Annotated in this window: 17 protein-coding genes; 8 read left to right on the top strand and 9 right to left on the bottom strand. The window is 72.7% G+C overall.

The annotated features are described in order from the left end of the window. Positions 1–65: 65 nt before the first annotated feature. Both IE269_RS13140 and IE269_RS13135 read right to left on the bottom strand, forming a co-directional pair. The gene (locus IE269_RS13140; protein ID WP_189823058.1) at positions 66–2198 is read right to left on the bottom strand and encodes a 3-hydroxyacyl-CoA dehydrogenase NAD-binding domain-containing protein; all 2133 of its coding nucleotides are present in this window, start codon (positions 2196–2198) and stop codon (positions 66–68) included. After that, positions 2195–3418, bottom strand: a complete 1224-nt coding sequence (locus IE269_RS13135; RefSeq protein WP_189823057.1) for a thiolase family protein — start codon at positions 3416–3418, stop codon at positions 2195–2197. Before IE269_RS13135 ends, IE269_RS13140 begins: the two co-directional genes overlap by 4 nt. Before the next feature lie 445 nt (positions 3419–3863). Here IE269_RS13135 and IE269_RS13130 point away from each other — a divergent pair, with 445 nt between their 5' ends. The 6 genes from IE269_RS13130 to IE269_RS13105 all read left to right on the top strand — a co-directional run bounded on the left by IE269_RS13130 (position 3864) and on the right by IE269_RS13105 (position 10759). Next, positions 3864–5081 carry a class I SAM-dependent methyltransferase gene (locus IE269_RS13130; protein WP_189823056.1) on the top strand — a complete coding sequence of 406 codons (1218 nt, stop codon included), beginning with the start codon at positions 3864–3866 and terminating at the stop codon, positions 5079–5081. A 479-nt stretch (positions 5082–5560) separates the two neighbouring features. Then, positions 5561–7081 carry a glycoside hydrolase family 3 protein gene (locus IE269_RS13125; RefSeq protein ID WP_189823055.1) on the top strand — a complete coding sequence of 507 codons (1521 nt, stop codon included), beginning with the start codon at positions 5561–5563 and terminating at the stop codon, positions 7079–7081. Between the two features lie 621 nt (positions 7082–7702). Further along, positions 7703–8344 carry a papain-like cysteine peptidase gene (locus IE269_RS13120; protein WP_189823054.1) on the top strand — a complete coding sequence of 214 codons (642 nt, stop codon included), beginning with the start codon at positions 7703–7705 and terminating at the stop codon, positions 8342–8344. Positions 8345–8370: 26 nt separating this feature from the next. Further along, the gene (locus IE269_RS13115; RefSeq protein ID WP_189823053.1) at positions 8371–9102 is read left to right on the top strand and encodes a PIG-L family deacetylase; all 732 of its coding nucleotides are present in this window, start codon (positions 8371–8373) and stop codon (positions 9100–9102) included. Continuing rightward, positions 9096–9878 carry an ABC transporter ATP-binding protein gene (locus IE269_RS13110; protein ID WP_189823052.1) on the top strand — a complete coding sequence of 261 codons (783 nt, stop codon included), beginning with the start codon at positions 9096–9098 and terminating at the stop codon, positions 9876–9878. Before IE269_RS13115 ends, IE269_RS13110 begins: the two co-directional genes overlap by 7 nt. Positions 9879–9880: 2 nt before the next feature. Further along, positions 9881–10759 carry an ABC transporter permease gene (locus IE269_RS13105; protein WP_189823051.1) on the top strand — a complete coding sequence of 293 codons (879 nt, stop codon included), beginning with the start codon at positions 9881–9883 and terminating at the stop codon, positions 10757–10759. Positions 10760–10840: 81 nt separating this feature from the next. Here the strand turns inward: IE269_RS13105 and IE269_RS13100 are convergent, their stop codons facing one another. The 3 genes from IE269_RS13100 to IE269_RS13090 all read right to left on the bottom strand — a co-directional run bounded on the left by IE269_RS13100 (position 10841) and on the right by IE269_RS13090 (position 13941). Then, positions 10841–12130 (bottom strand): ribonuclease D, encoded by a 1290-nt coding sequence (locus tag IE269_RS13100; RefSeq protein WP_189823050.1) that lies wholly within the window; start codon positions 12128–12130, stop codon positions 10841–10843. Positions 12131–12325: 195 nt separating this feature from the next. After that, positions 12326–12991 carry a response regulator transcription factor gene (locus IE269_RS13095; RefSeq protein ID WP_189823049.1) on the bottom strand — a complete coding sequence of 222 codons (666 nt, stop codon included), beginning with the start codon at positions 12989–12991 and terminating at the stop codon, positions 12326–12328. A 254-nt stretch (positions 12992–13245) separates the two neighbouring features. Next, positions 13246–13941, bottom strand: coding sequence for a DUF3000 domain-containing protein (locus tag IE269_RS13090; protein ID WP_189823048.1), 696 nt, complete (start codon positions 13939–13941; stop codon positions 13246–13248). A 91-nt stretch (positions 13942–14032) separates the two neighbouring features. Between IE269_RS13090 and hemE the strand changes: the two genes are divergently transcribed. After that, complete coding sequence (hemE, locus tag IE269_RS13085; protein ID WP_189823047.1) at positions 14033–15100, top strand: uroporphyrinogen decarboxylase; 1068 nt, start codon at positions 14033–14035, stop codon at positions 15098–15100. On the opposite strand, the gene IE269_RS13080 is transcribed toward hemE, so the two are convergent. Then, positions 15097–16227, bottom strand: coding sequence for an abortive phage infection protein (locus IE269_RS13080; RefSeq protein ID WP_189823046.1), 1131 nt, complete (start codon positions 16225–16227; stop codon positions 15097–15099). The two genes, hemE and IE269_RS13080, sit on opposite strands and share 4 nt — an antisense overlap. A gap of 287 nt (positions 16228–16514) precedes the next feature. Here IE269_RS13080 and IE269_RS13075 point away from each other — a divergent pair, with 287 nt between their 5' ends. Continuing rightward, positions 16515–19631: an alpha-N-acetylglucosaminidase gene (locus IE269_RS13075; RefSeq protein ID WP_189823045.1), complete on the top strand. Its 3117-nt coding sequence runs from the start codon at positions 16515–16517 to the stop codon at positions 19629–19631. Between the two features lie 43 nt (positions 19632–19674). Here IE269_RS13075 and IE269_RS13070 read toward each other — a convergent pair whose 3' ends face one another. From IE269_RS13070 to IE269_RS13060, 3 genes are all read right to left on the bottom strand, one after another. Beyond that, a complete protein-coding gene (locus tag IE269_RS13070) occupies positions 19675–21063 on the bottom strand; it encodes an FAD-dependent oxidoreductase (protein WP_189823044.1) in 1389 nt (462 codons plus the stop codon). 9 nt (positions 21064–21072) lie between these two features. Then, positions 21073–22614: an alpha/beta hydrolase gene (locus IE269_RS13065; RefSeq protein ID WP_189823043.1), complete on the bottom strand. Its 1542-nt coding sequence runs from the start codon at positions 22612–22614 to the stop codon at positions 21073–21075. A gap of 184 nt (positions 22615–22798) precedes the next feature. Beyond that, entirely contained in the window at positions 22799–23842 is a 1044-nt protein-coding gene (locus tag IE269_RS13060; protein WP_268253595.1) for a DUF4349 domain-containing protein, read from the bottom strand. Between the last annotated feature and the right edge of the window lie 18 nt (positions 23843–23860).

The raw sequence follows: 23860 nt of genomic DNA, 5'->3' as shown, positions 1-23860 counted from the left end.
TGCGCACGCCGAAGGGGCCCCACGGAAACCGACTCCGTGAGGCCCCTCCCGTACTTCCCGACGCGTTACGCCGGCACGCTCGCCACGCCCGCCGCCAGGAACTTCTTCCCGTTCACGCGCTCCGAGAAGCCCTCGCGGTCCAGGTACGGCGTGATGCCGCCCAGGTGGAAGGGCCAGCCGGCGCCCGTGATCAGGCACAGGTCGATGTCCTGGGCCTCGGCGACGACGCCCTCGTCCAGCATCAGGCCGATCTCCTGCGCCACCGCGTCCATGACGCGGGTGCGGACCTGCTCCTCGGTCAGGACGACGTCGCCCTGCTTGAGGAGCGCGGCGACCTCGGGGTCGAGGACCGGGGCGCCCGAGTCGTAGACGTAGAAGCCGCGCTTGCCCGCCTTGACCACGGCGGCCAGGTTGGGGGAGACCGTGAAGCGGTCCGGGAAGGCGCGGTTCAGGGTCTCCGAGACGTGGAGGCCGATGGCCGGGCCGACCAGCTCCAGGAGGACCAGGGGGGACATCGGGAGGCCGAGGGGCTCGACGCCCTTCTCGGCGACGGCGACCGGGGTGCCCTCATCGATGACGTTCTGGATCTCGCCCATGAAGCGGGTCAGGATGCGGTTGACCACGAACGCCGGGGCGTCCTTGACCAGGACGGCGGTCTTCTTCAGCTTGCGGGCGACACCGAAGGCCGTGGCCAGGGAGGCGTCGTCCGTCTTCTCGCCGCGGACGATCTCCAGGAGGGGGAGGATCGCGACCGGGTTGAAGAAGTGGAAGCCGACGACCCGCTCGGGGTGCTGGAGCTTCGACGCCATTTCGGAAATCGACAAGGAAGACGTGTTCGTGGCGAGGATCGCGTGGGCGGGGGCGACGGCCTCCACCTCGGCGAACACCTGCTGCTTGACCGACATCTCCTCGAAGACCGCTTCGATGATGAAGTCGGCGTCGGCGAAGCCGTCGGCCTTGTCCAGGACGCCCGTGACCAGGGCCTTCAGGCGGTTGGCCTTGTCCTGGTTGATGCGGCCCTTGCCGCGCAGCTTCTCGATCTCGGTGTGGACGTAGCCCACGCCCTTGTCGATGCGCTCCTGGTCGATGTCGGTCAGGACGACCGGGACTTCGAGGCGGCGGAGGAAGAGGAGGGCGAGCTGCGAGGCCATCAGGCCCGCGCCGACGACGCCGACCTTCGTGACCGGGCGGGCCAGGTTCTTGTCCGGGGCGCCGGCCGGGCGCTTCGCGCGCTTCTGGACCAGGTTGAACGCGTAGATGCCGGAGCGGAGTTCACCGCCCATGATGAGGTCGGCGAGCGCCTGGTCCTCGGCGTCGAAACCGGCGGAGAGGTCGCCGGACTTGGCCGCGGCGATGATGTCCAGCGCGCGGTAGGCGGCGGGGGCCGCGCCGTGCACCTTCGAGTCGGCGATGAAGCGGCCGCGGGCGACCGCCGCGTCCCAGGCCTCGCCGCGGTCGATCTCCGGGCGCTGGACCTGGAGTTCGCCGCGCAGGACCGCGGAGGTCCACAGGAGGGACTGCTCCAGGAAGTCGGCGCCCTCGAAGATGGCGTCGGCGATGCCGAGCTCGAAGACCTGCTTGCCCTTGAGCTGGCGGTTCTGGTTGAGCGAGTTCTCGATGATGACCGAGACGGCCTTGTCGGCGCCGATCAGGTTCGGGAGGAGGGCGCAGCCGCCCCAGCCCGGGACCAGGCCGAGGAAGACCTCGGGGAGCGAGAAGGCCGCGATCGAGGTGGAGACCGTACGGTACGAGCAGTGCAGGCCGACCTCGACGCCGCCGCCCATCGCCGCACCGTTGTAGTACGCGAAGGTGGGGACGGCCAGGTGGGACAGGCGGCGGAAGACGTCGTGGCCGCCCTTGCCGATGGCGAGCGCGTCCTCGTGGCGGCCGAGCAGCTCGACGCCCTTCAGATCCGCGCCGACGGCGAAGATGAACGGCTTGCCCGTGATGCCGATGCCGACGATGGAGCCCTCGGCGGCCTCCTTCTCGACCTGGTCGATGGCGGCGTTCAGGTTCGCCAGCGACTGGGGGCCGAAGGTGGTCGGCTTGGTGTGGTCCAGGCCGTTGTCGAGGGTGATGAGGGCGAAGTTGCCCGCGCCGCCCGGGAGGGCGAGGTGGCGTACGTGCGTCTGCGTGACGACCTCGTCCGGGAACAGCTCGGCTGCGCCCTTCAGGAGCTCGGCGGTGGTGGTGCTCACTTGTCGTCGCCTCCGTTGAAGTGCGGGTTCTCCCAGATGACCGTTCCGCCCATGCCGAAGCCGACGCACATGCTCGTCAGGCCGTAGCGGACGTGCGGCTGCTCCTCGAACTGGCGGGCCAGCTGCGTCATCAGGCGCACGCCGGAGGAGGCCAGCGGGTGACCGAAGGCGATCGCGCCGCCGTACTGGTTCACGCGCGGGTCGTTCTCGGGGATGCCGAAGTGGTCCAGCATGGCCAGCACCTGCACGGCGAAGGCCTCGTTGATCTCGAACAGGCCGATGTCGTCGATCGACAGGCCCGCCTTGGCGAGGGCCTTCTCGGTCGCCGGGACCGGGCCGATGCCCATGACCTCGGGCTCGACGCCCGCGAAGGCGTACGACACCAGGCGCATCTTGACCGGGAGGCCCAGCTCGCGGGCGACGTCCTCGGCGGCGATCAGGGAGGCCGTGGCGCCGTCGTTCAGACCTGCGGCGTTGCCCGCCGTCACACGGCCGTGCGGACGGAAGGGGGTCTTGAGGTTCGCGAGCGACTCAAGGGTGGTGCCCGGGCGCATCGGCTCGTCGACCGTGGCCAGACCCCAGCCCGTCTCACCGGCTTCCGCGTTCGTACGACGCACCGATACGGGGACCAGGTCGGCCTGGATCTTGCCGTCGGCGTACGCCTTCGCGGCCTTCTCCTGCGAGCGCACCGCGTACTCGTCCGCGCGCTGCTTGGAGATGCCCGGGAAGCGGTCGTGCAGGTTCTCGGCGGTCATGCCCATGAAGAGGGCGGACTCGTCGACCAGCTTGTCGGAGACGAAGCGGGGGTTGGGGTCCACGCCCTCGCCCATGGGGTGGCGGCCCATGTGCTCGACGCCGCCGGCCAGGGCGATGTCGTACGCACCGAAGGCCACGCCGCCCGCCACGGACGTCACGGCGGTCATCGCGCCGGCGCACATGCGGTCGATCGAGAAGCCGGGGACGGAGGTCGGGAGACCCGCGAGGATTCCGGCGGTACGGCCCAGGGTCAGACCCTGGTCGCCGATCTGGGTGGTCGCGGCGATGGCGACCTCGTCGACGCGCGCGGGGTCGAGGTCCGGGTTGCGGCGCAGCAGCTCCCGGATCGCCTTCACGACCAGGTCGTCGGCCCGGGTCTCGTGGTAGATGCCCTTCGGGCCCGCCTTGCCGAACGGGGTGCGGACGCCGTCGACGAAGACGACGTCCCTGACGGTACGAGGCACGATTGGCTCTCCTCCGGGGTGCGGGGTGGTGCTGCTGCCGGTACGCGGACAACGCCGAGGTGGGCGCGTCCGCACACCGTCATGCTACTTGCGGGTAACCATGCTGCACAGTCTCCACGGCGGGAGCGGCGAAGGTCACACTCCGCGCGAACGGGCGCCGGGTGTCGTGGGTGGCGGAAAGTCGCCGGTGCGCGGGTCGCGGTGGAGTGGGGGAATCGGCGGCCAGGCCCTTGTCGGGGGATTCCGACTCGGCCTCCCCGTACGGGATTTGAGGCCATTCGGTTCCCTTTTGCGGCCGGAAAATTGGTCTGGACCATACCGCTCGGTAGCGCTTAGGCTCGCCACGAGATCGCCCGTCCCCGGACGTGCGACACGGCTTTGACCTGCCGTTTTTCCTGTGCTGTGCCTATCGACGGGATACACCGTGCCTGATGTGCTCCCTGTAATGGACTTAGTAGTGGTGCTGCGGGCCGAGGACGCCGTCCTCGACTTCCTCTCCGTCACCCGAGGTTCCGCTTCGGTGGAGCAGGAGGCTGGGGAACACTCCGGACGGGCGGCCCCTGAGGAGCCCTTGAGCGGGGCGGTCCGGGTGCTGTGCTGCGACACCCGGCAGTGGATCGACCTGGCCGCCGGCACCTCCCTGGCCGACCGGCTCGCCGCCCTCGCCCCGCACGTACGGGCCCCCGACGCGCCCCACGACCCGCCCGGCTCCGAAGAGCTCGCCGGGCTGCTGCGCGAAGCCGCCGAGGGCCGTGCGGTCCGGGTCTGGACCCACTCGCCCGCCGACAACCGGCGCAGCCGGGGGAGGATCGGCCGCGACGTGGCCGCCGGGGACCACGGACTGCCGGTGCGGCACGCCGTCGGCTACTCCCCGTACCTCCAGTTCGTCAGCGACGAGGACCGCCCGCTGGACCGCGCGTCGGTCGCCGCGAAGCTCGACTTCGTCAACCGGTACTGCGCCCCGCTGCTCCGTACGGACGAGCCCGAGTTCATGATCTACACCGCGCGGGTCCCGGCCGCCGAGCGCTTCTTCACCACCGACGGGGCCCGCGAGCGCGAAGGCCTGTTCGCCCTGCTGGCCAGCCTCGACGACGAGGCCGCCACCGTCGCCGACCCGTGGGAGTTCGAGACCTCCGCGTACGAGAGGTCCCGGCTCGACGCCTCCACCGCCTGGATCGCCCGGCACCGCTCGCCCGGGGACGGGCCGCTCGTCGAGGTGGGCGCCTGCGAGGGGGCGCTCACGGTCCGGCTCGCCGCCAAGGGGTACGAGGTCGACGCGACCGAGCCCAACCCCCTCTTCCGCGACCGCCTCGCCCGCCACGTCGAAACCGGCTTCGAGGGCGTACGGGTCCACGCGGACGCCCTCGAAGGGCTCGCGGCGGAGCCCCGGCTGCCGGGCTCCGCGTACCTCCTGATCGAGATGCTCTATTACGGCCAGGACCTCGACCTCCTCGACACCCTCCCGGCCGACCTGGTGCTCCTCGCCCTCGAACCCGCCGCCCTCGCCGAACGGGTCCGCCCGTGGCTGGCCGGAACCTCGCGGTGGACCCAGGTGGAGGAGACCGTGCTGGTCGCTCCGGCGCTGGAGGCGGTGTGCGGGGGGCGGGCCTATCTGAGCAAGAGGGGGAGTACGGGGGTGGTGCTGCGGAGGGTGGGGGACTGAGGGGGCACCCCCTCTTCCCTCGCCCCCGGCCCCCTCTTCCCTCGTCCCCTTGGGCGGCCGCCTCTTCCCTCGTCCCCTTGGGCGGAGCCCCTTTTCGCCGCGGTCCCCTTGGGCGGCGGGGCCGCTGCCTCCCTCTCCCCAGCCCCCTTGGGCGGCGGGGCCGCCCCCCGGGGGCGGGACGGGCGGGCAAGGGGGCGGCCCCCTCGCTCCGGGCCCGCCCCGGTCCCGGCCCCCACCCGCACCTTGCACGCCGAACGCCCACGACACCGCGGCCTCGGGCCCGCCTCCAGGCACCGGGCACGTGAAGCCCCCGGCCCGCCGGGGCAAAGGGTCCCCAGCCCCGCCCCTTCACCTAAACCCGCGGGGCAATTGCACGGTTCCCGTGCAGGCGCGTCGTGGCTGGTCGCGCAGTTCCCCGCGCCCCTGACGGGGCGCCACCCGTACTCCGTCCCATCCACCCTCACCGAAGGTGACCCCCGATGGACAACTCCCTGATCTCTCTCGTCAACGCCTGCCTCCTCCCCGCCTACGACGGCCGCACCCCGCCCGACTGGGTCAAACGCGCCCTCGACCAAGGCCTCGCAGGCGTCGGCCTCTTCGGCACCAACCTCCTGCCGCCCGGCGGCCCCCTCCGCGACGACATCGTCGACCCGCTGCGCGCCGTACGGCCCGACGCCCTGATCGCCCTCGACGAGGAGGGCGGCGACGTCACCCGCCTCGACTACCACCGGGGCAGCGTCTACCCCGGCAACCACGCCCTCGGTGCCGTGGACGACCCCGATCTGACCCGCCGGGTCGCCGAGGCCGTCGCCGACGACCTCCTCGACACCGGCATCAACCTCTGCCTCGGTCCGTGCGCGGACGTCAACTCCCGTCCCACCAACCCGATCATCGGCGTACGTTCCTTCGGCGCGACCCCCGACCTCGTCGCCCGGCACACCCGTGCCTTCGTGGACGGTCTCCAGGGGCGAGGCGTGGCCGCCACCCTCAAGCACTTCCCCGGCCACGGCGACACCGGCACCGACTCGCACTCCTGGCTGCCGGACATACCCCGCTCCCTCGACGAGCTCCGCGCGCTCGAACTGCCGCCGTTCGTCGCGGGGTTCGACGCGGGGGCCAAGGCCGTGATGACGGGGCACATACGTCTCTCCCAGGTGGACGACCTCCCCGCCACCCTGAGCCGACGCGTGGTCACCGGTCTGCTGCGCGAGGAACTCGGTTACGACGGCGTCGTGATCAGCGACGCGCTGGAAATGGCCCCGATCCTCGATCGCTGGGGCTTCGGCGGGGCGGCCGTGCTCGCCTGGGCGGCGGGCGTCGATCTGGTCCTGCTCGGTGCCACGGACGGCGAGAAGATCCTTCCGGAGGTGTACGAGGCGGTGGAACGGGCCCTCGTGGGAGGTGAGTTGACGGTCGGACGTCTGGAGGAGGCGGCTGCGCGGGTCGGGGCGTTGCGGGCGTGGGCCGCGCCGCGTTCCGGTGTCGGTGGGGCTGCGTCTTCCGCTGGTGCTGGTGCTGGTGCTGGTGCTGGTGTCGGTGTCGGTCTCGTTGCGGCTCGGCGGGCCCTTGCCGGTGTGGGGCTGCCCGAGCTTCCCGTGTCCGGGCCCGTTCACGTCGTGCGGCTGGCCGTAGGGGCCAATCTGGCGGTGGGGGAGGCGCCCTGGGGTCTGGCGCAGAGCCTGGAGCGGCTCGGTGGGCTGGGATCCGCCGTCGACGTCGAGCCCGGTACCGATCCGGGCGAGATCGTGCTGCCAGGAGGTGACGGCAGTGCGCCGGTCGCGGTGGTCGTCCGGGACGCCGTGCGTGATCCCTGGCAGCGGGAGGTGCTGGCTGGGCTTCGGGGCCGGCGTCCTGATCTCCTCGTCGTCGAGATGGGGCTGACGCCGGTGCCGCTGCCGGAGGTGCCGACGCTGCTGACCCGGGGGGCCGGGCTTGCCAATGCCATGGCGGCTGCGGAGCGGCTCATCGGCCGCCAATGGGCCTCTCCGCTCCGCGCCTGACCCTCCACCCCCGGCCCCCTTCGGTGCCGAGACCGCCCTCTTCCTCCCTTCCCCCTAGTCCCTTGGGCACCGCGGCCTCCCCTTCCACCTCCCTCGTCCCCTCGGGCGGAGCCCCTTTCCGTCCCGTCCCCTCGGGCGGAGCCCCTTTCCGCCCCGTCCCCTTGGGCGGAGCCCCTTTTCGCCGCCGTCCCCTTGGGCGGCGGGGCCGCCCCCCGGGGGCGGAACGGGCGGGCAAGGGGGCGGTACGCCCGATCCGGGCCCGCCCCGGTCCCGGCCCCTGCCCGCACCTTGCCCGCCGGGTGCGCGCAGCCACAGGGCCCACGGGGCGCCTCCCGGTGCCGGGCACGTGAAGCCCCCTGCCCGCCGGGGCAAAGGGTCCCCAGCCCCACCCCTTCACCTAAACCCGCGGGGCAAGGGGACCGGTTCCGTGCAGGAGCGTCGTGGCTGGTCGCGCAGTTCCCCGCGCCCCTGAAGGGGCACGGAAAGAGAGCGGCCCGCACGGGCAGAGCGCGCCCGCGCGGCGGAGCCGCAGAAGCGGCACAGCCCCGCGCCCCCGACCGGGCGCACCCCGTACCCACCCCACCCCACCCCGTCCCCACTCCTCCCCACCCCGGAGCCCCCATGCCCCCACCCCCCTACGACACCTGCGTCGGCCTCGGCTACCACTGCGAGTCCACCCACCAGATCCGCCGCATCACCGGCACCGACCGCGCCCACTTCTTCGACTGGCTCGACCTCGACTACGCGTCCGTACTCGCCCTCCTGGAAACCGACTTCCGTGACGTGCTGCGCACCGGTGCGAGCGAACCCTTCAGCGACGGGCACTGCGCGCACGACCGCGGCACCGGCATCCGCTTCTTCCACGAGTTCCACCCGGCGGCCGGCGACCGGCTCACGCAGCAGGACATCGACCGTCAACTCCCCTCCGTACGGGAGAAGTTCCAGCACCTCGCCGAGAGGTGGCGCAAACGGACCCGCTCCGACGAGCGGACCCTGTACGTCCACCACGACGCCTTCGACGAGTTGACGGACGCCGACCTGGCCCGGCTGCCGAAGCTGCTGGCGCATCGGTATCCCGGCCACCGGTTCGCCGTGCTCTGGCTGCGCCGTACCCCGCCCGCGAGCACGGCCGCCCTGCCGCCCGGTGTCGTCTGGGACACCGTTCCCGAGGTGCCCGGACGCTGGCAGGGCTCCGACGCCGACTGGGACCGCGTGTTCGGTGCCCTCGACCCTGTCGCCCTCTGGCCCACGACCCCTTCCTGAGCCCTCACCACCCCGGAGGTATCCCCTTGCCCCGCCCCTGGCGCACCGTCGTCCTCTCCCCGCACTTCGACGACGCCGTCTTCTCCCTCGCCGCCACCCTGGCCGCACTGCCGGGGCCGACCGCCGTCGTCACCGTGTACGGCGGCGCCCCGGCCCCCGAGGCCCCGGTCTCCTGGTGGGACGCCACCTGCGGCTTCTCCTCCGCACACGAGGCGCACCGCGCCCGCGTCGCCGAGGACGCGGCCGCCTGCGCCGCGATCGGCGTCGAGCAGGTCGTCCTCGACCACCCCGACGGCCCGTACGCGAACGGCCCCGAACTCCCCGGCCTGGACACCTTCCTGGCCGGGCTCCCCGCCGGCACCGACGTCTGGGCGCCCCTCGGCAGCAACCAGCCCGACCACGAGAACGTCCGGCTGCGCGCCACCCGCACCCTCACCCGCCTCGGCGCCCCCCTGCCCCGCGTCTACGCCGACCTCCCCTACACCGGCCACCTCCCGGAGTGGGGAACGGACCAGGCGAGCGAGGCTCTCGCGAAGAGCTCCATGTGCGGTCTGGCGTACCAGGAGCTGCTGCGCACCCACCGCACCACCGTCCACCACCACCTCGTGCCCGACGACGCCCAGTGGGCCGCCAAGCGTGCCGCCGCCCAGTGCTACGGCTCCCAGCTCGCCCCCGTCGCCGGCGACCACGGCACCTTCCTCTCCCGCACCGGCCCGCTGCGCGCCGAACTCGTCTGGTCCCTGGAGCCCGCATGCTGACGCCCCCGGACGAGCGCCCGCCCGTGCTCGTCGCCCGCGACCTCGTCAAGGAGTACGCACGCGGGCGTGCCGTCGACGGGGTCTCCCTGACCGTGCGCGCCGGGGAGCGCCTCGGGCTCCTCGGTCCCAACGGCGCGGGCAAGACCACCACCCTCCTGATGAGCCTCGGCGCGGTGGAGCCCGATGCCGGGAGTGTGGAGATACTCGGCCACCGGCTGCCCGGCGACCGGGCCCGTGCCATGCAGGGCGTCGGCTTCGTCGCGGGCTATCTCCCGCTGCCGGACCGGGTCAGGGTCTCGGAGTACCTGCGTCTGTACGCCGATCTGTACGGGCTGCGCGACCCGCACGCGGCGGTCTCCGAAGCCCTGGAACGCTTCGGCATCGGCCACCTCGCCGCCGCCATCGGCACCCAGCTCTCCAGCGGCCAGCGCACCCTGGTCGGCATCGCCAAGGCGGCCCTGCACCGGCCGCGCCTGATGATCCTCGACGAGCCCACCGCGTCGCTGGACCCGGACATCGCGCTCCGCGTCCGTACCGCACTGCTCGCGCTCTCCGCCGAGCGCGGCACCGCCCTCCTGGTCACCAGCCACGACATGACCGAGGTCGAGCGCCTGTGCGGGCGCGTCGTCTTCCTGCACGGGGGGCGGATCGCCGCCGACGGCACCCCCGAGGACGTCGCCCGCACCTTCGGCCGCGACGACCTCGAAGGCGTCTTCCTCCACCTCGCCGCCGAGCGCGACAAGGACCGCGAACGAGAAAGGGCGGCCACCGCATGAGCATGAGCGATCCCACGGGCAGCTCCATCACCACCGTGCCCCCGGACACCGAGGGCCCCGCCCTCCGCTCCCCGGCCGCCGCCTCCGCCCACCGGGTGCGGGCCGTGGCCCGGCGGCACTGGCTGGTGCTCAAGCGCAGCCCGCACCGTTTCTTCGACGTCCTGGTCTGGCCGCTCGTCGACACCCTGCTGTACGGGTCGATCGGGCTGTTCGCGGCCCAGGCCGCCGGGGATTCGCCGAGCGCCACCACCGCCGTCGCCGTCTATCTGCTCAGCGGCACCGTCCTGTGGCATCTCGTCCACCAGACCCAGATCTCGCTGGCCACCGGCTTCCTGGAGGAGACCTGGTCGCGCAACGTGCTGGGCCTGCTCGCCACCCCGATGCGGGACTGGGAGTACCTCGCGGGCGTCGGTCTGTTCGCCCTGGTGCGCACGGCCGCCAGCACCGTCGCGGTCGCCGCCCTCGCCTTCGCCGCGTACGCCTTCGACGTCACGCGGCTGGGCCTCGGCCTGATCCCGGTCGCCGCCCTGCTGCTGGCCTCCGGCTGGGCGGTGGCGCTGCTGGTCGTCGGACTCGTCCTGCGGTACGGCAGCGGGGCCGAGGCCTTGGTGTGGGGCGCGCTTTCGGTGGTCATGCCGCTGTCCGGCGTCTTCTACCCGATCACCACGCTGCCGACCGTCCTCCAGCCCGTCGCGCAGGTCCTGCCCACCACCCACGTCTTCGCCGTCGGCCGCACCCTGGCCTCGGGGAAGCCGATGCCGTGGGGCGAGTTCGCCCTCGCGGCCGGGGGCACGGCCGTACTGACGCTGCTGAGCCTGCTGGCCCTGCGCCGGATGCTGCGCACCTTCCGCCGCAAGGGCCTGGTGACCCGGTACTCCTGATTCCTGGGGTACGCGTGAGGCCCCCGGTCGCAGTGACCGGGGGCCTCACTCACGCGTAGCGCCGCCGGGAGCGGCGCGGGCTCACTCCGCCGCCGGGGCGGGCCTGGCCGCCAGCGCCTCCACCAGCAGCGGGGTGACCAGCTCGATCTGCCACTGGCGGGCGCCGTGGGAGGCCAGGGCTTCCGCCACCTTCTCCGGTGTCGCCGGCTTCGGCGGCTCCCAGCACACCCGGCGCACCGTGTCCGGCGTGATCAGGTTCTCCTGCGGCATGTTGATCTCCTCGGCCTGCGCCGAGACCGCCGCCCGCGCGGCGGACAGGCGGGCCGCCGCGACCGGGTCCTTGTCGGCCCAGGAGCGCGGCGGAGGAGGGCCCGCGACCGCCTGGCCGGGCTGGGGGAGCTCGATGTCGGGAAGGGCCTTGGCCCGGTCGATCGCCGCCTGCCACTGTTCGAGCTGGCGGCGGCCCATGCGGTGGCCGAAGCCGGGGAGGGCCGCGAGCGCGTTCGCGTTCAGCGGGACCGCGAGGGAGGCCTCGACGATCGCGGCGTCGCTCAGGACCTTGCCCGGGGAGACGTCACGGCGCTGCGCGATCTTGTCGCGGGTGTTCCAGAGTTCCCGTACGACCGCGAGACGGCGACGGCCGCGCACCTTGTGCATCCCGGACGTACGCCGCCACGGGTCCTTGCGCGGCGGCGCGGGCGGGGCCTCGGCGATGGCGCGGAACTCCTGGAGCGCCCAGTCCAGCTTGCCTTGGCGGTCCAGCTCCTTCTCCAGGGCGTCGCGCAGGTCGACGAGGAGTTCCACGTCGAGTGCGGCGTAGCGCAGCCACGGTTCGGGGAGCGGGCGGGTGGACCAGTCCACGGCGGAGTGGCCCTTCTCCAGGGCGTAGCCCAGGAGGTTCTCGACGATCGCGCCGAGGCCCACGCGCGGGATGCCCGCGAGGCGGCCGGCCAGCTCCGTGTCGAAGATCCGGGTGGGGATCATGCCTATTTCGCGCAGGCAGGGGAGGTCCTGGGTGGCCGCGTGCAGCACCCACTCGGCGTCGGCGATGACCTCGCCGAGGCCCGAGAGGTCGGGGCAGCCGACCGGGTCGATCAGCGCACTGCCCGCGCCCTCGCGGCGCAGCTGCACGAGGTAGGCCTTCTGTCCGTACCGGTAGCCGGACGCGCGCTCGGCGTCGACGGCCACGGGGCCGGTTCCGGCGGCGAATGCCGCGATCACTTCGTCGAGGGCCTCCTGCGTCGCCACGACGGGCGGAATGCCCTCGCGTGGCTCCAGCAGCGGGATCGGCGCCGGTTCGACGTCGTCCGGGGGGCCGCCCCCGGTGGTTCGCAGGTCTGCTTCTGCTGCGGTCTCTTGGGCGTCGGTCACCTGTCAAGGGTATAGGGGTATGACAGCGGCACGACGCCGGAGCGTACGGGAGTGCGCGGAGGGAGCCCGGGGACGGGCGAGAACCCGGCGGCGGAACGTTCCGCCGCCGGGTTCTCGTGCCTGGAGGACACAGGGCCCGGGCCCGCCGGGTGCCTGGAGGTTCACCCGGCGAGAGAAGCCGTACCGCGAAAGGGACTAGTGGATGATGCCGGTGCGGAGGGCCACCGCCACCATGCCCGCCCGGTCGCCCGTGCCCAGCTTGCGGGCGATGCGCGCCAGGTGGCTCTTGACGGTGAGGGCGGACAGGCCCATCGAGACGCCGATGGCCTTGTTGGACTGGCCCTCCGCGACGAGTCTCAGTACTTCGACCTCACGGCCGGAGAGTTCCCGGTAGCCGCCCGGGTGGCTCGGGGTGCCCGGGGGACGGCGGTGCATCCGGGCGGCGGCGGCACCGATGGGGGCGGCGCCGGGGCGGCCGGGGTGCTGGCCGATGTTGTTGCGGGTGCCGGTGACGACGTAGCCCTTCACACCGCCCGCGAGGGCGTTGCGAACGGCGCCGATGTCGTCGGCGGCGGACAGGGCGAGCCCGTTGGGCCAGCCCGCGGCGCGGGTCTCGGACAGCAGGGTGAGTCCCGAGCCGTCGGGCAGGTGGACGTCGGCGACGCAGATGTCGCGGGGGTGACCGACGCGGGGCCGGGCCTCGGCGATGGAGGACGCCTCGATGACGTCACGTACTCCGAGGGCCCACAGGTGGCGGGTGACGGTGGAGCGTACGCGCGGATCGGCCACGACGACCATGGCGGTCGGCTTGTTCGGCCGGTAGGCGCCAATGCTTGCGGGCTGCTCAAGGAGAACGGACACCAGGCCTCCGGGGGAGTGGCGGATGGCACCGGCTGATGGGGGTCAAGCCGGGGCGAACCGTGCTGGAAGGGTCAATGACTCCTTCGGCAGCAACCCCGCCCGGCTTTAGAGAAAGATCACGAATTGATGAGTAACATTTCGGGCAATTCGGATGGACGATCGAGAAGGTCCCCGGTGGGGGCGACCTCCCGACACCCCGTCAGCGGGCCCCCGTGGAGGACTCCGTGGGCCCGCTGACGCTTCATCACCGCAGGTCAGGGGTGTTGCGGGCCGCGTCGTTGGGGGAGTGACACCACGCCCGGCAGGCTCTGGACGCCGGTCTCGGGGCCGTGCACCGGTGCGGGCGGCAGGCCCGCGACCTGGCACAGCAGGTCGCACCAGGCCGCCAGATAGGACGCCGTGTCCGGCACTCCGCCCAGGCCCTCGCGCGGGGTCCAGGAGGCCCGGATCTCGATCTGGGTGGCGGGCCTGCGGTCCGCGAGGCCCCCGAAGTAGTGAGAGCCGGCCCGGGTCACCGTCCCGCTGGCCTCCCCGTACGACAGACCGCGCGCGTCCATCGCGCCCGTCAGCCAGGACCAGCAGACCTCCGGGAGGAGCGGGTCGGCGGCCATCTCCGGCTCCAGCTCGGCCCGCAGGAGCGTCACCAGGCGGAAGGTGCCCTGCCAGGCGTCGTGTCCGGCCGGGTCGTGCAGGAGGACGAGGCGGCCGTCGGCCAGGTCCTCGTCCTCCTCCACGACCGCCGCCTCCAGCGCGTACGCATAAGGAGCGAGCCGCTTGGGGGGCTTCGTCGGGTCGATCTCCACCTCGGGGCGCAGCCGGGCGGCACGCAGCGCGTCTACCGCCTGGCGAAAGGGGAGCGGGGCGGCGTTCTCCTCCATGCCGTCCCTGTTGCTGCTGCCATGCGAGTGACCGTGCGCGTCATCTGAAAATCGTCCCTGAGCCGGAGCCATGCGGGGAAGGGTAGGCGGAAGGGGGCCCCTACGGCGGGAGAGACACCCGGCCCGGGGCGAGTGCTTCCGCGCGCGTGCGAAGATTTGGTACGTGAGTGCCAACGAAGCCCCCACGGGCCGCCCGCAGAGCAAGACGTACGACTCGGCCTTCCTGAAGGCGTGCAGGCGCGAAGAGGTGCCGCACACCCCGGTGTGGTTCATGCGGCAGGCGGGGCGCTCGCTGCCCGAGTACCTCAAGGTGCGCGAGGGCATCCCGATGCTCGACTCGTGCATGATGCCGGAGCTGGTCAAGGAGATCACCCTCCAGCCCGTGCGCCGCCACAAGGTCGACGCGGCGATCTACTTCAGCGACATCGTCGTCCCGCTGAAGGCCATCGGCATCGACCTCGACATCAAGCCCGGCGTCGGCCCCGTCGTCGCCGACCCGATCCGCACCCGCGCCGACCTGGACCGCCTGCGCGACCTGACCCCCGAGGACGTCTGGTACGTCACCGAGGCCGTCGGCATGCTGGTGGAGGAGCTGGGCGAGACCCCGCTCATCGGCTTCGCGGGCGCGCCCTTCACGCTCGCCAGCTACCTCGTGGAGGGCGGCCCGTCCCGCAACCACGAGAACACCAAGGCCATGATGTACGGCGACCCTCAGCTCTGGGCCGACCTCGTGGACCGCCTCGCGCACATCACCGGCGACTTCCTCAAGGTCCAGATCGAGGCCGGCGCCTCCGCCGTCCAGCTCTTCGACTCGTGGGTGGGCGCGCTCTCCCCGGCCGACTACGTGAAGTCCGTGATGCCGGCCTCGGCCAAGGTCTTCGACGCGGTCGCCTCGTACGAGGTCCCGCGCATCCACTTCGGTGTGGGCACGGGCGAGCTGCTCGGCCTCATGGGCCAGGCCGGTGCGGACGTCGTCGGCGTCGACTGGCGGGTCCCGCTGGACGAGGCCGCCCGCCGGGTCGGCCCTGGCAAGGCGCTCCAGGGCAACCTGGACCCGGCCGTCCTCTTCGCGGGCCCCGAGGCCGTGATGGCGAAGACCGACGAGGTCCTGGAGGCCGCGAAGGGCCTGGAGGGCCACGTCTTCAACCTCGGACACGGCGTCCTGCCGTCGATGGACCCGGACGCGCTGTCCCGGCTCGTCGAGTACGTCCACACGCGGACCGCGCGCTAGACCTTGCGCTCCTTGGCCCGGCCGTAGTGCCGGGCCAAAGCGTGGAAGGACTCCTTCCGCTCCCAGTGCCAGGACGCCGTCGGCCGGTCCAGCTCCTTCCAGAGCGGTTTGACGAGACCGTACGACGCCAGGTCCAGGTCGTGCTTCGGGTCGTACGGGCGGTGCGGGGCGTCGGGGACGACGAACTGGTAGGCCTGCGCGGCGTACAGGTTCAGTGACTCGAAGACGTCGAGGACGTCGGTGAGGTACGCGGCCTGCGTGCGCTCGCTGCGGACCAGGCCGCCGACGATCTCCGGCGGGTCCTTGGTGTAGTCGACGGAGGCCCAGCCCATCCCGCCCTTCTCGGGGGCGCCCTTGAAGGTGCAGCAGCCGAACTCCGTGATCGCGACGGGCTTCCCCCACTTCTGATACGGCGTCAAGTCACTTGCGTATCCGCTGCGTCGGCGGTGGTAGCCGTAGTAGTTGACGCTGATCACGTCGAAGAGCCGCCAGTCGACGTCGTCGCCGTGGGCCGCTCCGTACGTCAGCGGGCCCCGGAAGACGGACCGTCCGGTCTTCGCGGCGCGGGCGATGAACTCCCGCAGCGCGCGCACCAGGTGGGCCGGGTCGTAGGTGCCCTTGGTGAGGTTCTCGATCCGCTCGACGGCGTTCGTCCCCGGCACGATGCCGGGGACGAAGAGGACGAACTCGCAGCCCACGCTGAGTTCCACGCGCGCGCCCTGGCGGCGCAGGCGCTCCGCGACGCGGCCGGTCTCGGCGAGATGGTCGAGGATGTCGGTGTGCGGGGCGTCGGCCAGACGGGGCTGGAGCCACAGGTGCAGGCCGCGCTCGGCGGCCTCGGACGCGGTGGCGGCGAAGCGGTCGACGCCCGTGCCGAACACGGAGACGCAGCTCGCGTGCAGCTCGTCGGCGATGGCCCGCAGGTCACGGCGCATACGGCCGGCGTGCCAGCCGGTCTCGGGATGCTCACCGTCGTGGAGTTCGTAGCCGACGCCGTGGTGGGTGAGGCCGGGGCGTCGCAGCGGTGGTGCGGGGGTGGCCCGGGCCGGGGCCGTCGCCATCGCCGCGAGGGCGACGGACGCCGTACCGGTCAGGAATCCCGCTCGGCTGAGTCCGTCGTTGCGCATGGCGCCTCCCGTGGGGTTGTGGTTCCGTACCTGCCTGCTTGATCGCACTGTGGCCCCGGACGGGCGGCTGCGGACATCCGTCGATGGTCTACGGGTCGGAGACCTTCGTCGGAGCGAAGCCCCGGCAGCGGCGAAGAGCGGTGGCGGTTCGCCGTGAGGATTCGGCCGGGGTGGGGCCGGCGGAGGGGTTACGGCATCTCGTGCCACACCCGTACCGTGCGCAACACTGCGGCGCAGCAGTAGCGGTCCTGACTGAGCACCCCACACCCTGCCTCGGAGGACGAACCATGAACCGTCGCACCTTCCTCGCCGCAGCCGCGACCACGGCCGCCGTGGGCGCGCTGACCCTTTCGACCGCGCTGCCGGTTGCGGCTGCTCCGGTACCCGGTGGTTCCGGTGGTCCCGGTGGGTCGCCCGGGGCCGATGCCGAGGCTGCGAGACGGCTTCTCCCGCGCCACTGGCGGCAGTTCCGCTTCGAGCCGCTGGCGGCGGAGGGGCAGGACGCGTTCCGGGTCTCCGGGGGCCGGGGGCGGATACGGATCCAGGGCAGCACTCCGGCGGTGCGGCTGCGCGGCCTGTACTGGTACCTCAAGCACGTCGCCCGCGCCAACATCACCTGGGCGGGCGAGCAGTTGAACCTACCGGCCACCCTGCCCGCAGTCCCGGAACCGGTGACCGTCGCCGCCAATGTGCCGCACCGGTTCGCCCTCAACGACACCAACGACGGGTACACCGGGGCCTACCGCGACTGGGCGTACTGGGAGCGCGAGATCGACGTGCTCGCCCTGCACGGGTACAACGAGGTGCTCGTCTGTCTCGGGGCCGACGCCGTGTACCACCGCGTCTTCCAGGAATTCGGCTACAGCGACACGGAGTTGCGGGAGTGGATACCCGGGCCCGCGCACCAGCCCTGGTGGCTGCTCCAGAACATGTCCGCGTTCGGCGGCCCCGTGTCCCGGCAACTCCTCGACAGGCGTGTTGACTTGGCGAAGAGGATTACCGGGCGGCTGCGCGAGCTGGGCATGACGCCGGTCTTCCCCGGCTACTTCGGGACCGTCCCACCCGGCTTCGCCGACCGCAACCCCGGTGCGCACACCGTCCCGCAGGGCGACTGGGTCGGGTTCCGGCGGCCCGACTGGCTCGACCCCCGGGGCGAGCACTTCCGGCGAGTGGCCGCCGCGTACTACCGGGTGCACGGTGAGCTGTTCGGGGTCTCCGGCATGTACAAGATGGACCTCCTGCACGAGGGCGGCAGGCCCGGCGACGTGCCCGTGCCGGACGCGGTCAAGGCCGTGCAGCAGGCCCTGCTCACCGCCCGTCCGCAGGCGGTCTGGGCCATCCTCGGCTGGCAGGACAACCCGTCCAAGGCGTTCATGGCCGCCGCCGACCGCACCAGGGTGCTCGTCCTGGACGGGCTCTCCGACCGGTACGCGAGCATCAACCACCGTGAGGAGGACTGGCTCGGCGCCCCGTACGCCTTCGGCTCGATCTGGAACTTCGGCGGGCACACCGCGCTCGGCGCCAACACCCCCGACTGGGCCGCCCTCTACCACTCCTGGCTGACCCGCCCCGGCAGCGCCCTGCGGGGCATCGCCCTCATGCCCGAGGGCGCCGACAACAACCCCGCGGCGCTGGAGCTGTTCTCCGAACTGGCCTGGTCCGCCGCTCCGTTGGACCTGGAGAAGTGGTTCGCCGGGTACGCCGTCTCCCGGTACGGCGGCCGGGACCGCAACGCCGTCCGCGCCTGGGACGTACTGCGCCGCACCGCCTACGGCACCACCCGCCGCGACAGCTGGAGCGAACCCGCCGACTCCCTGTTCGCCGCCCGGCCCGCCCTGACGGCGAAGACGGCCGCGAGCTGGTCGCCCGATCATCTCCGTTACGACGATGTGGAGTTCGCCGGAGCACTGCCCGCCCTGCTGGCCGTGCCGCCCGCCCTGCGCCGCTCCTCCGCGTACGCCGACGACCTCGCGGACGTCGCCCGCCAGGTCCTCGCCAACCAGAGCCGGGTGCTGCTGCCCCGCATCAAGTCCGCATACGAGCAAGGGGACTTGCCCCGGCTGCGTACGCTCGCCCGGGTCTGGCTGGAGCGGATCGACCTGCTCGACGCCCTCGTCTCCACCCGGCCCACGCACCTGCTCGGCCGCTGGGAGGCCGACGCCCGCAGCTGGGGCGCCGACCGGGCGGAGGCGGACCGGCTCGCCTACGACGCGCTGTCGCTGCTCACCGTGTGGGGCCACCGCTCCGGCGCGGACCAGGGCGGGCTGCGCGACTACGCCAACCGCGAATGGGGCGGCCTGGCCGGAGGCCTCTACCGGCGCCGCTGGGCCGCGTACTTCGACGAGCTGACCGCCTCCCTCACCGAGAAGCGGGCACCGAAACCGATCGACTGGTACACGCTGGAGGACGCCTGGACCCGGGCACCGGGCCGCCTCGCCACCCGGCCGCAGGGGGACACGTACCGTCTGGCGCGCAGAGTGCGGGACGTCCTCGCCGCCGACCCGCACCACGTCGTACCCGCCCTCACCACGAGCGGCGGCCCCCTCGGCGGGACGACCCCGCTGACCCTCACGCTGACCGTCGCCAACCGCAACGGCCTCGCCCCGGCGACCGACGTGCGCTGCACACTCACCGCACCTGCCGGGGTCGCCACGCAGCCGCTCACCCCGACGACCCTGCCCGCGCTCGCACCGGGGGAGACCTTCACCGCCCGCTGGCAGGTCACCGTGGACGGCGACCCGTCCGAACTCCTTCTGCACATGCGGGCGTTGGCCTCCTACCGCGTCGGGGGCACGCCGGGCAGCGCGGCCGAGACGGCGAAGGTGCTCGTCGAGGGCGGGCTCGGTGCGGAGTTCGGCACGGTCGACCGCAACGAGGCGCGCTTCGCCCAGCGCGGTAACCGCTTCGCGGTGACGGGCGGGGGAGCGGACATGTGGGGCGGCATCTCGGACTTCGGCGCGATCACCCGCGAGGGCGGGCTGCCGGAGAACGCGGTCGTCACGACCCGGGTGACCGCCCAGGACCGTACCGACCCCTGGGCCAGGGCCGGCCTCTTCGTACGGAACGACCTGGCGGCACGCGTCGCGCCCGGCTTCGTGGGGCTGGCCGTGACCCCGGACAACGGGGTGGTGCTCTCCTGGGACGCCGACGGCAACGGCACCATCGACACCTTCCGGCAGACACTCGGCACCGCCGCCCCCGTCCACCTGCGCCTGACCCGCCGGGGGACCGCCTTCACCGGCGCCTTCAGCACCGACGGCACGACCTGGACGGAGGTCGCCACGGCGACGGTCCCTTCGGCGCAGGGGCCCCAGGACGTGGGCATCGGAATGAGCGCGGCGAACGGCGGGGGCGAGGCGCGGGGGAGTGCGCTCTTCGAGGGGTTCGCGGTGACGGGCCAGTAGGCGCCGGGGGCGGGCCGGTCGTGCACGACCCGCCCCCTTCCGCTTACGCGCCCGCCTTGCGCACCGCCGCCACCGCCTTGCGGGCCGCGACCAGGACCGGGTCCCAGACCGGGGAGAAGGGCGGGGCGTAGCCCAGGTCGAGGGCGGTCATCTGCTCGACGGTCATGCGGGCGGTCAGGGCGACCGCCGCGATGTCCACGCGCTTGCCCGCGCCCTCCCGGCCGACGATCTGCACGCCGAGCAGGCGGCCGGTGCGGCGTTCTGCGGTCATCTTCACCGTCATCAGGGACGCGCCCGGGTAGTAGCCGGCGCGGCTCGTCGACTCGATGCGTACGGTCACGAACTGGAGGCCCTCGGCCTTCGCGTCCTTCTCGCGCAGGCCCGTGCGGGCGATCTCCAGGTCGCAGACCTTGCTGACGGCGGTGCCGACGACGCCCGGGAAGGTGGCGTAGTCGCCGCCCACGTTGGAGCCGATGACCTGGCCGTGCTTGTTGGCGTGCGTACCGAGCGGGATGTGGCGCAGGCGGCCGGAGACGAGGTCGAGGACCTCGACGCAGTCGCCGCCCGCCCAGATGTCGTCGTGGCCGCGCACCCGCATCGACTGGTCGGTGACCAGGCCGCCGGACGGGCCGAGGGGGAGGCCCGCGGCCTTAGCGAGGGTGGTCTCGGGGGTGACGCCGATGCCCAGGACGACGACGTCGGCGGGGTAGGTGGCGTTGTCGGTCGCCACGCCGTTGGCGCGGCCGTCCGCGTCGGTGAGGATCTTGGTGACCTCGGCGTCGGAGACCACCGTGATGCCCATGCCGGTCATCGCCTCGTGGACCAGGGCGCCCATGTCGGGGTCGAGGGTGGCCATCGGCTGCTCGCCGCGGTTGATGAGGGTGACCTCGTAACCGCGGTTGATCATGGCCTCGGCCATCTCCACGCCGATGTAGCCCGCGCCGACGACGACCGCGCGGCGGCCCTCGGTCGCGGCGAGGGTGTCGATGAGGGCCTGGCCGTCGTCCAGGTTCTGCACGCCGTGCACGCCCGGGGCGTCGATGCCCGGGATCGGCGGGCGGACCGGGCGGGCGCCGGTGGCGATGACGAGCTTGTCGTACGAGGTCCAGACGTCGTTGCCGGTCTTGAGGTTGCGGGACTTGACCCGGCGGCCCTCGGGGTCGATCTCGATGACCTCCGTCTGCATGCGCAGGTCGATCTCGCGGGCCCGGTGCTCGTCGGGCGTACGGGCGATGAGTTCGTCGCGGGAGGACACGTCGCCGCCGACCCAGTACGGGATGCCGCAGGCGGAGTACGAGGTGAAGTGGCCGCGCTCGAACGCGATGATCTTGAGTTCGGCGGGGCCCTTGAGTCTGCGCGCCTGCGAGGCGGCGGACATGCCGGCCGCGTCGCCGCCGATGATGATCAGGGTCTCGGGTGGAGTGGAGGTCATGGGCACACGCTATGGCCTTGCCTTGACGGAGGGTGCGGGGCAGGTGGTGGTGCGGGCCCCGGGGGCGGTGCCGGTGAGGAGGTAGGTGTCGACCGCGCCGGTCAGGCAGGGGCCCGCCTTGCGGTGGTAAGCGCCGTGGCCGGAAGCCTCGTTGGTGACCAGGCGGGCGTTCGCCAGGCGGGCGGCGACGTCGCGGGACCAGCGGATCGGGGTGGCCTGGTCGTCCGTGTTGCCGATCACGAGGAGGGGTGGGGTGCCGGGAGCGGTGACCGGATGGGCCTTGGCGGAGGACTCGGCGGGCCAATAGGCGCACGGGAGTGAGGAGTTGACGTTCGCCGGGCCGAAGTGTGGTGCTGTCGTACGGGCTTCCTGTGCGGCGGCGGCGAACTGCTCGGGGGTGCGGAACTCCCCGTGGTCGGCGCAGTTGACGGCGAGGTGGGCGGAACCCGCCTCCGGATCCTTGCCGTCCGCGGTGCGGCCGTTGGCGGCGTCGGCCAGTATCTGGAGCTGCGAGCCGTCGCCCTGGAAGGCCCGCTCCAGTGCGCCGTCGAACATGGGCCAGACGGACGGTGCGTACGTCACCGCCATGGCGGCCAGACGGGCGTCGGAGTCGGTGAGGGTCCGGCCGGGGAGGGAGCGGATCGGGGTGGCGTCCAGGTCCGCGAGAAGGCCGTCGATCTTCTTCCAGGCGTCGGCGGACTTCTTGGGGAGGTGGCAAGTGGGCCTGGTGGAGCAGGAGTTGAGGTAGGCGGTGAAGGTCTGCTCGATGCTGGCCGACTGCTGGGCGAGGAGGGAGCCCAGGGGGAGGGCGGGGTCGACGTTGGAGTCGAGCACCATGCGGCCGACGGAGGCGGGGAAGCGCTCGGCGTACACCTGCCCGATGAGCGTGCCGTACGAGAGGCCGAAATAGTGCAGCTTCTCCTCGCCGAGCACGCGGCGCACCACGTCCATGTCGCGGGCGACGTCCAGGGTCCCGACGTACGGCAGGAGCTTGCCCGCGCTCTTGCCGCACCCCTCGGCGAAGGCGCGGGCGGAGGCGCGGAGGCGGTCCGCCTCGACGGCGTCGTCCGGGGTGGTGTCGATGGCCGTGTACGCGTTCATGGCCTTCGCGTCGAGGCACGGGGGCAGGGGCTTGCTGTCCCCGACACCGCGCGGGTCGACCCCGACGAGGTCGTAGCGGGCGGCCACCTCGGGGGAGAAGGTCTCCGGTGCCCCGTACGCGTACGGGGAGGCGGGGCTGCCCGGGCCGCCGGGGTTGACGAAGAGGGCGCCGAGGCGGTGTGCCCGGTCGGTGGCGGGGCGGCGGGTGACGAAGAGGCCGAGGGTGTCGCCGTCGGGGGCGGAGTAGTCCAGGGGGACCTTGATGGTGGTGCAGAGGAAGCCGGGGGGTGGGGTGGCGGGGCCGTTGCCCGGGCAGGGGGTCCAGTCGGGCTTCTGGGTGTGGAAGGCGGTCAGGTCCGCCGGCCGGGCCTCCGGGGCGGTGCTGGTGCTGGTGCCGCAGGCGGTGGTGAGGAGGAGGGTGCTGAGGGTCAGGGCGGGGGCGAGGCGCATGCGGCGGACTCCCTCGGGGAGGGTCGGGCTTCCACCATCGGGGGTGGGTGGGGGTGGGGCGAGGCGGGTGGGCCGGTTGGGGTGGCCGGTGTTTCGCGCAGTTCCCCGCGCCCCTGAAAGGGGCGCGGGGAACTGCGCGAGCAACCGCGGCGCACCCGCACGGAAGAAACTCGCCCCTCCCGGGTCACTTCTCGTCCGGGGACTCGCCCTCCGCAGGAGCCGGTGCCGGGTGGGGCGCCGGGGCCACCGGGGCCGCCGGGTAGGAGGGGAAGGCGGGAGCATGGCCGCGCTGCACCCGGCGCGGGAAGCGGGGGGCGAGGGCCTTGCGCCAGAGGAGCCAGAGGAGGGCGAGGGCCGCCGCGAAGGGGGCCACCGCGCCCACCACGACCGCGATCCACCGCACCGTGGTCAGGAAGGCGTCCCAGCCCCCACCCAGCGCGTCCAGGAAGCCCGGTTCCTCGTCCTCCTTCTTCGGCTGCTCCGGCTTCTTCTTCGGAGGTGTTTCCGTCAGCACGAGGGTGATAGTGCTCATGCTGGTCTGGTCGGCGAGCGCGTTCTCCTGGGCGAGGAGGGATTCCAACTCGGCCTGGCGGTTGGAGAGTTCGGCCTCCAGGGTGACCACGTCACTCAGCTTCGACGCCCGGTCCATGAATTCCTGGACCCTCGCCACACTCACCCGCTGCGACTTGATCCGGCTGGCCAGGTCCACCACCTGCCCGGTGACGTCCTTCGCGTCCGCCTTCCGCGCCAGGATCTTGCCCGGCTTCCGCTCCAGTTCGGCGAGGGTCGACGAGAACTTGTCCTGGGGCACGCGCAGCGCGATCCGGGAGTAGATGTGGTTGCCGTTGTCCCGTTCCGTCGACTCGTTGCCGACGTAGCCCCCGGCCGTCTCGGCCATCGCCCGTGCCTCGGTCAGGGTCTGGATCGTGCTCTTCACCTCCATGTGGAGCTCTGCCGTGCGGATCACGTGGACCTTGGCCGCCGGAGCCTTCTGCTGCGGGGCCTTCGGCGCCGACGGAGCCCCCGGCTTCGCCGCGTCCGCCCCCGATCCCGACCCCGCCCCCGGCTTCGCCGCGTCCGCCCCCGGCTGGGCACCCGGCTGCTTCGCCGCCTCCGGGGCCGCCGCCTTGCCGCCGCCCCGGTCGGAGCTGGAGGACGCCCCGTCGCTCGCCCCGCAGCCGCCGACCGCCAGCGTCGCCGCGACCACCGCCGCCCCGATCATGGACATCCGCCGTGTCCGGCCGCT

The sequence above is a fragment of the Streptomyces spiroverticillatus genome (assembly GCA_014650415.1).
Lineage (GTDB): Bacteria > Actinomycetota > Actinomycetes > Streptomycetales > Streptomycetaceae > Streptomyces > Streptomyces spiroverticillatus.
Note: the sequence above shows the minus strand (reverse complement) of the source record. Positions and strands in the feature narration are given on the sequence as shown.

What these genes read in the sequence shown, in the direction of transcription:
- IE269_RS13060 (WP_268253595.1), bottom strand. Translation starts at nt 23,842, where the DNA reads ATGTCCATGATCGGGGCGGCGGTGGTCGCGGCGACGCTGGCGGTCGGC.
- IE269_RS13125 (WP_189823055.1), top strand. Translation starts at nt 5,561, where the DNA reads ATGGACAACTCCCTGATCTCTCTCGTCAACGCCTGCCTCCTCCCCGCC.
- IE269_RS13075 (WP_189823045.1), top strand. Translation starts at nt 16,515, where the DNA reads ATGAACCGTCGCACCTTCCTCGCCGCAGCCGCGACCACGGCCGCCGTG.
- IE269_RS13110 (WP_189823052.1), top strand. Translation starts at nt 9,096, where the DNA reads ATGCTGACGCCCCCGGACGAGCGCCCGCCCGTGCTCGTCGCCCGCGAC.
- IE269_RS13120 (WP_189823054.1), top strand. Translation starts at nt 7,703, where the DNA reads ATGCCCCCACCCCCCTACGACACCTGCGTCGGCCTCGGCTACCACTGC.
- IE269_RS13105 (WP_189823051.1), top strand. Translation starts at nt 9,881, where the DNA reads ATGAGCGATCCCACGGGCAGCTCCATCACCACCGTGCCCCCGGACACC.
- IE269_RS13065 (WP_189823043.1), bottom strand. Translation starts at nt 22,614, where the DNA reads ATGCGCCTCGCCCCCGCCCTGACCCTCAGCACCCTCCTCCTCACCACC.
- IE269_RS13090 (WP_189823048.1), bottom strand. Translation starts at nt 13,941, where the DNA reads ATGGCTCCGGCTCAGGGACGATTTTCAGATGACGCGCACGGTCACTCG.
- IE269_RS13080 (WP_189823046.1), bottom strand. Translation starts at nt 16,227, where the DNA reads ATGCGCAACGACGGACTCAGCCGAGCGGGATTCCTGACCGGTACGGCG.
- IE269_RS13070 (WP_189823044.1), bottom strand. Translation starts at nt 21,063, where the DNA reads ATGACCTCCACTCCACCCGAGACCCTGATCATCATCGGCGGCGACGCG.
- IE269_RS13130 (WP_189823056.1), top strand. Translation starts at nt 3,864, where the DNA reads ATGGACTTAGTAGTGGTGCTGCGGGCCGAGGACGCCGTCCTCGACTTC.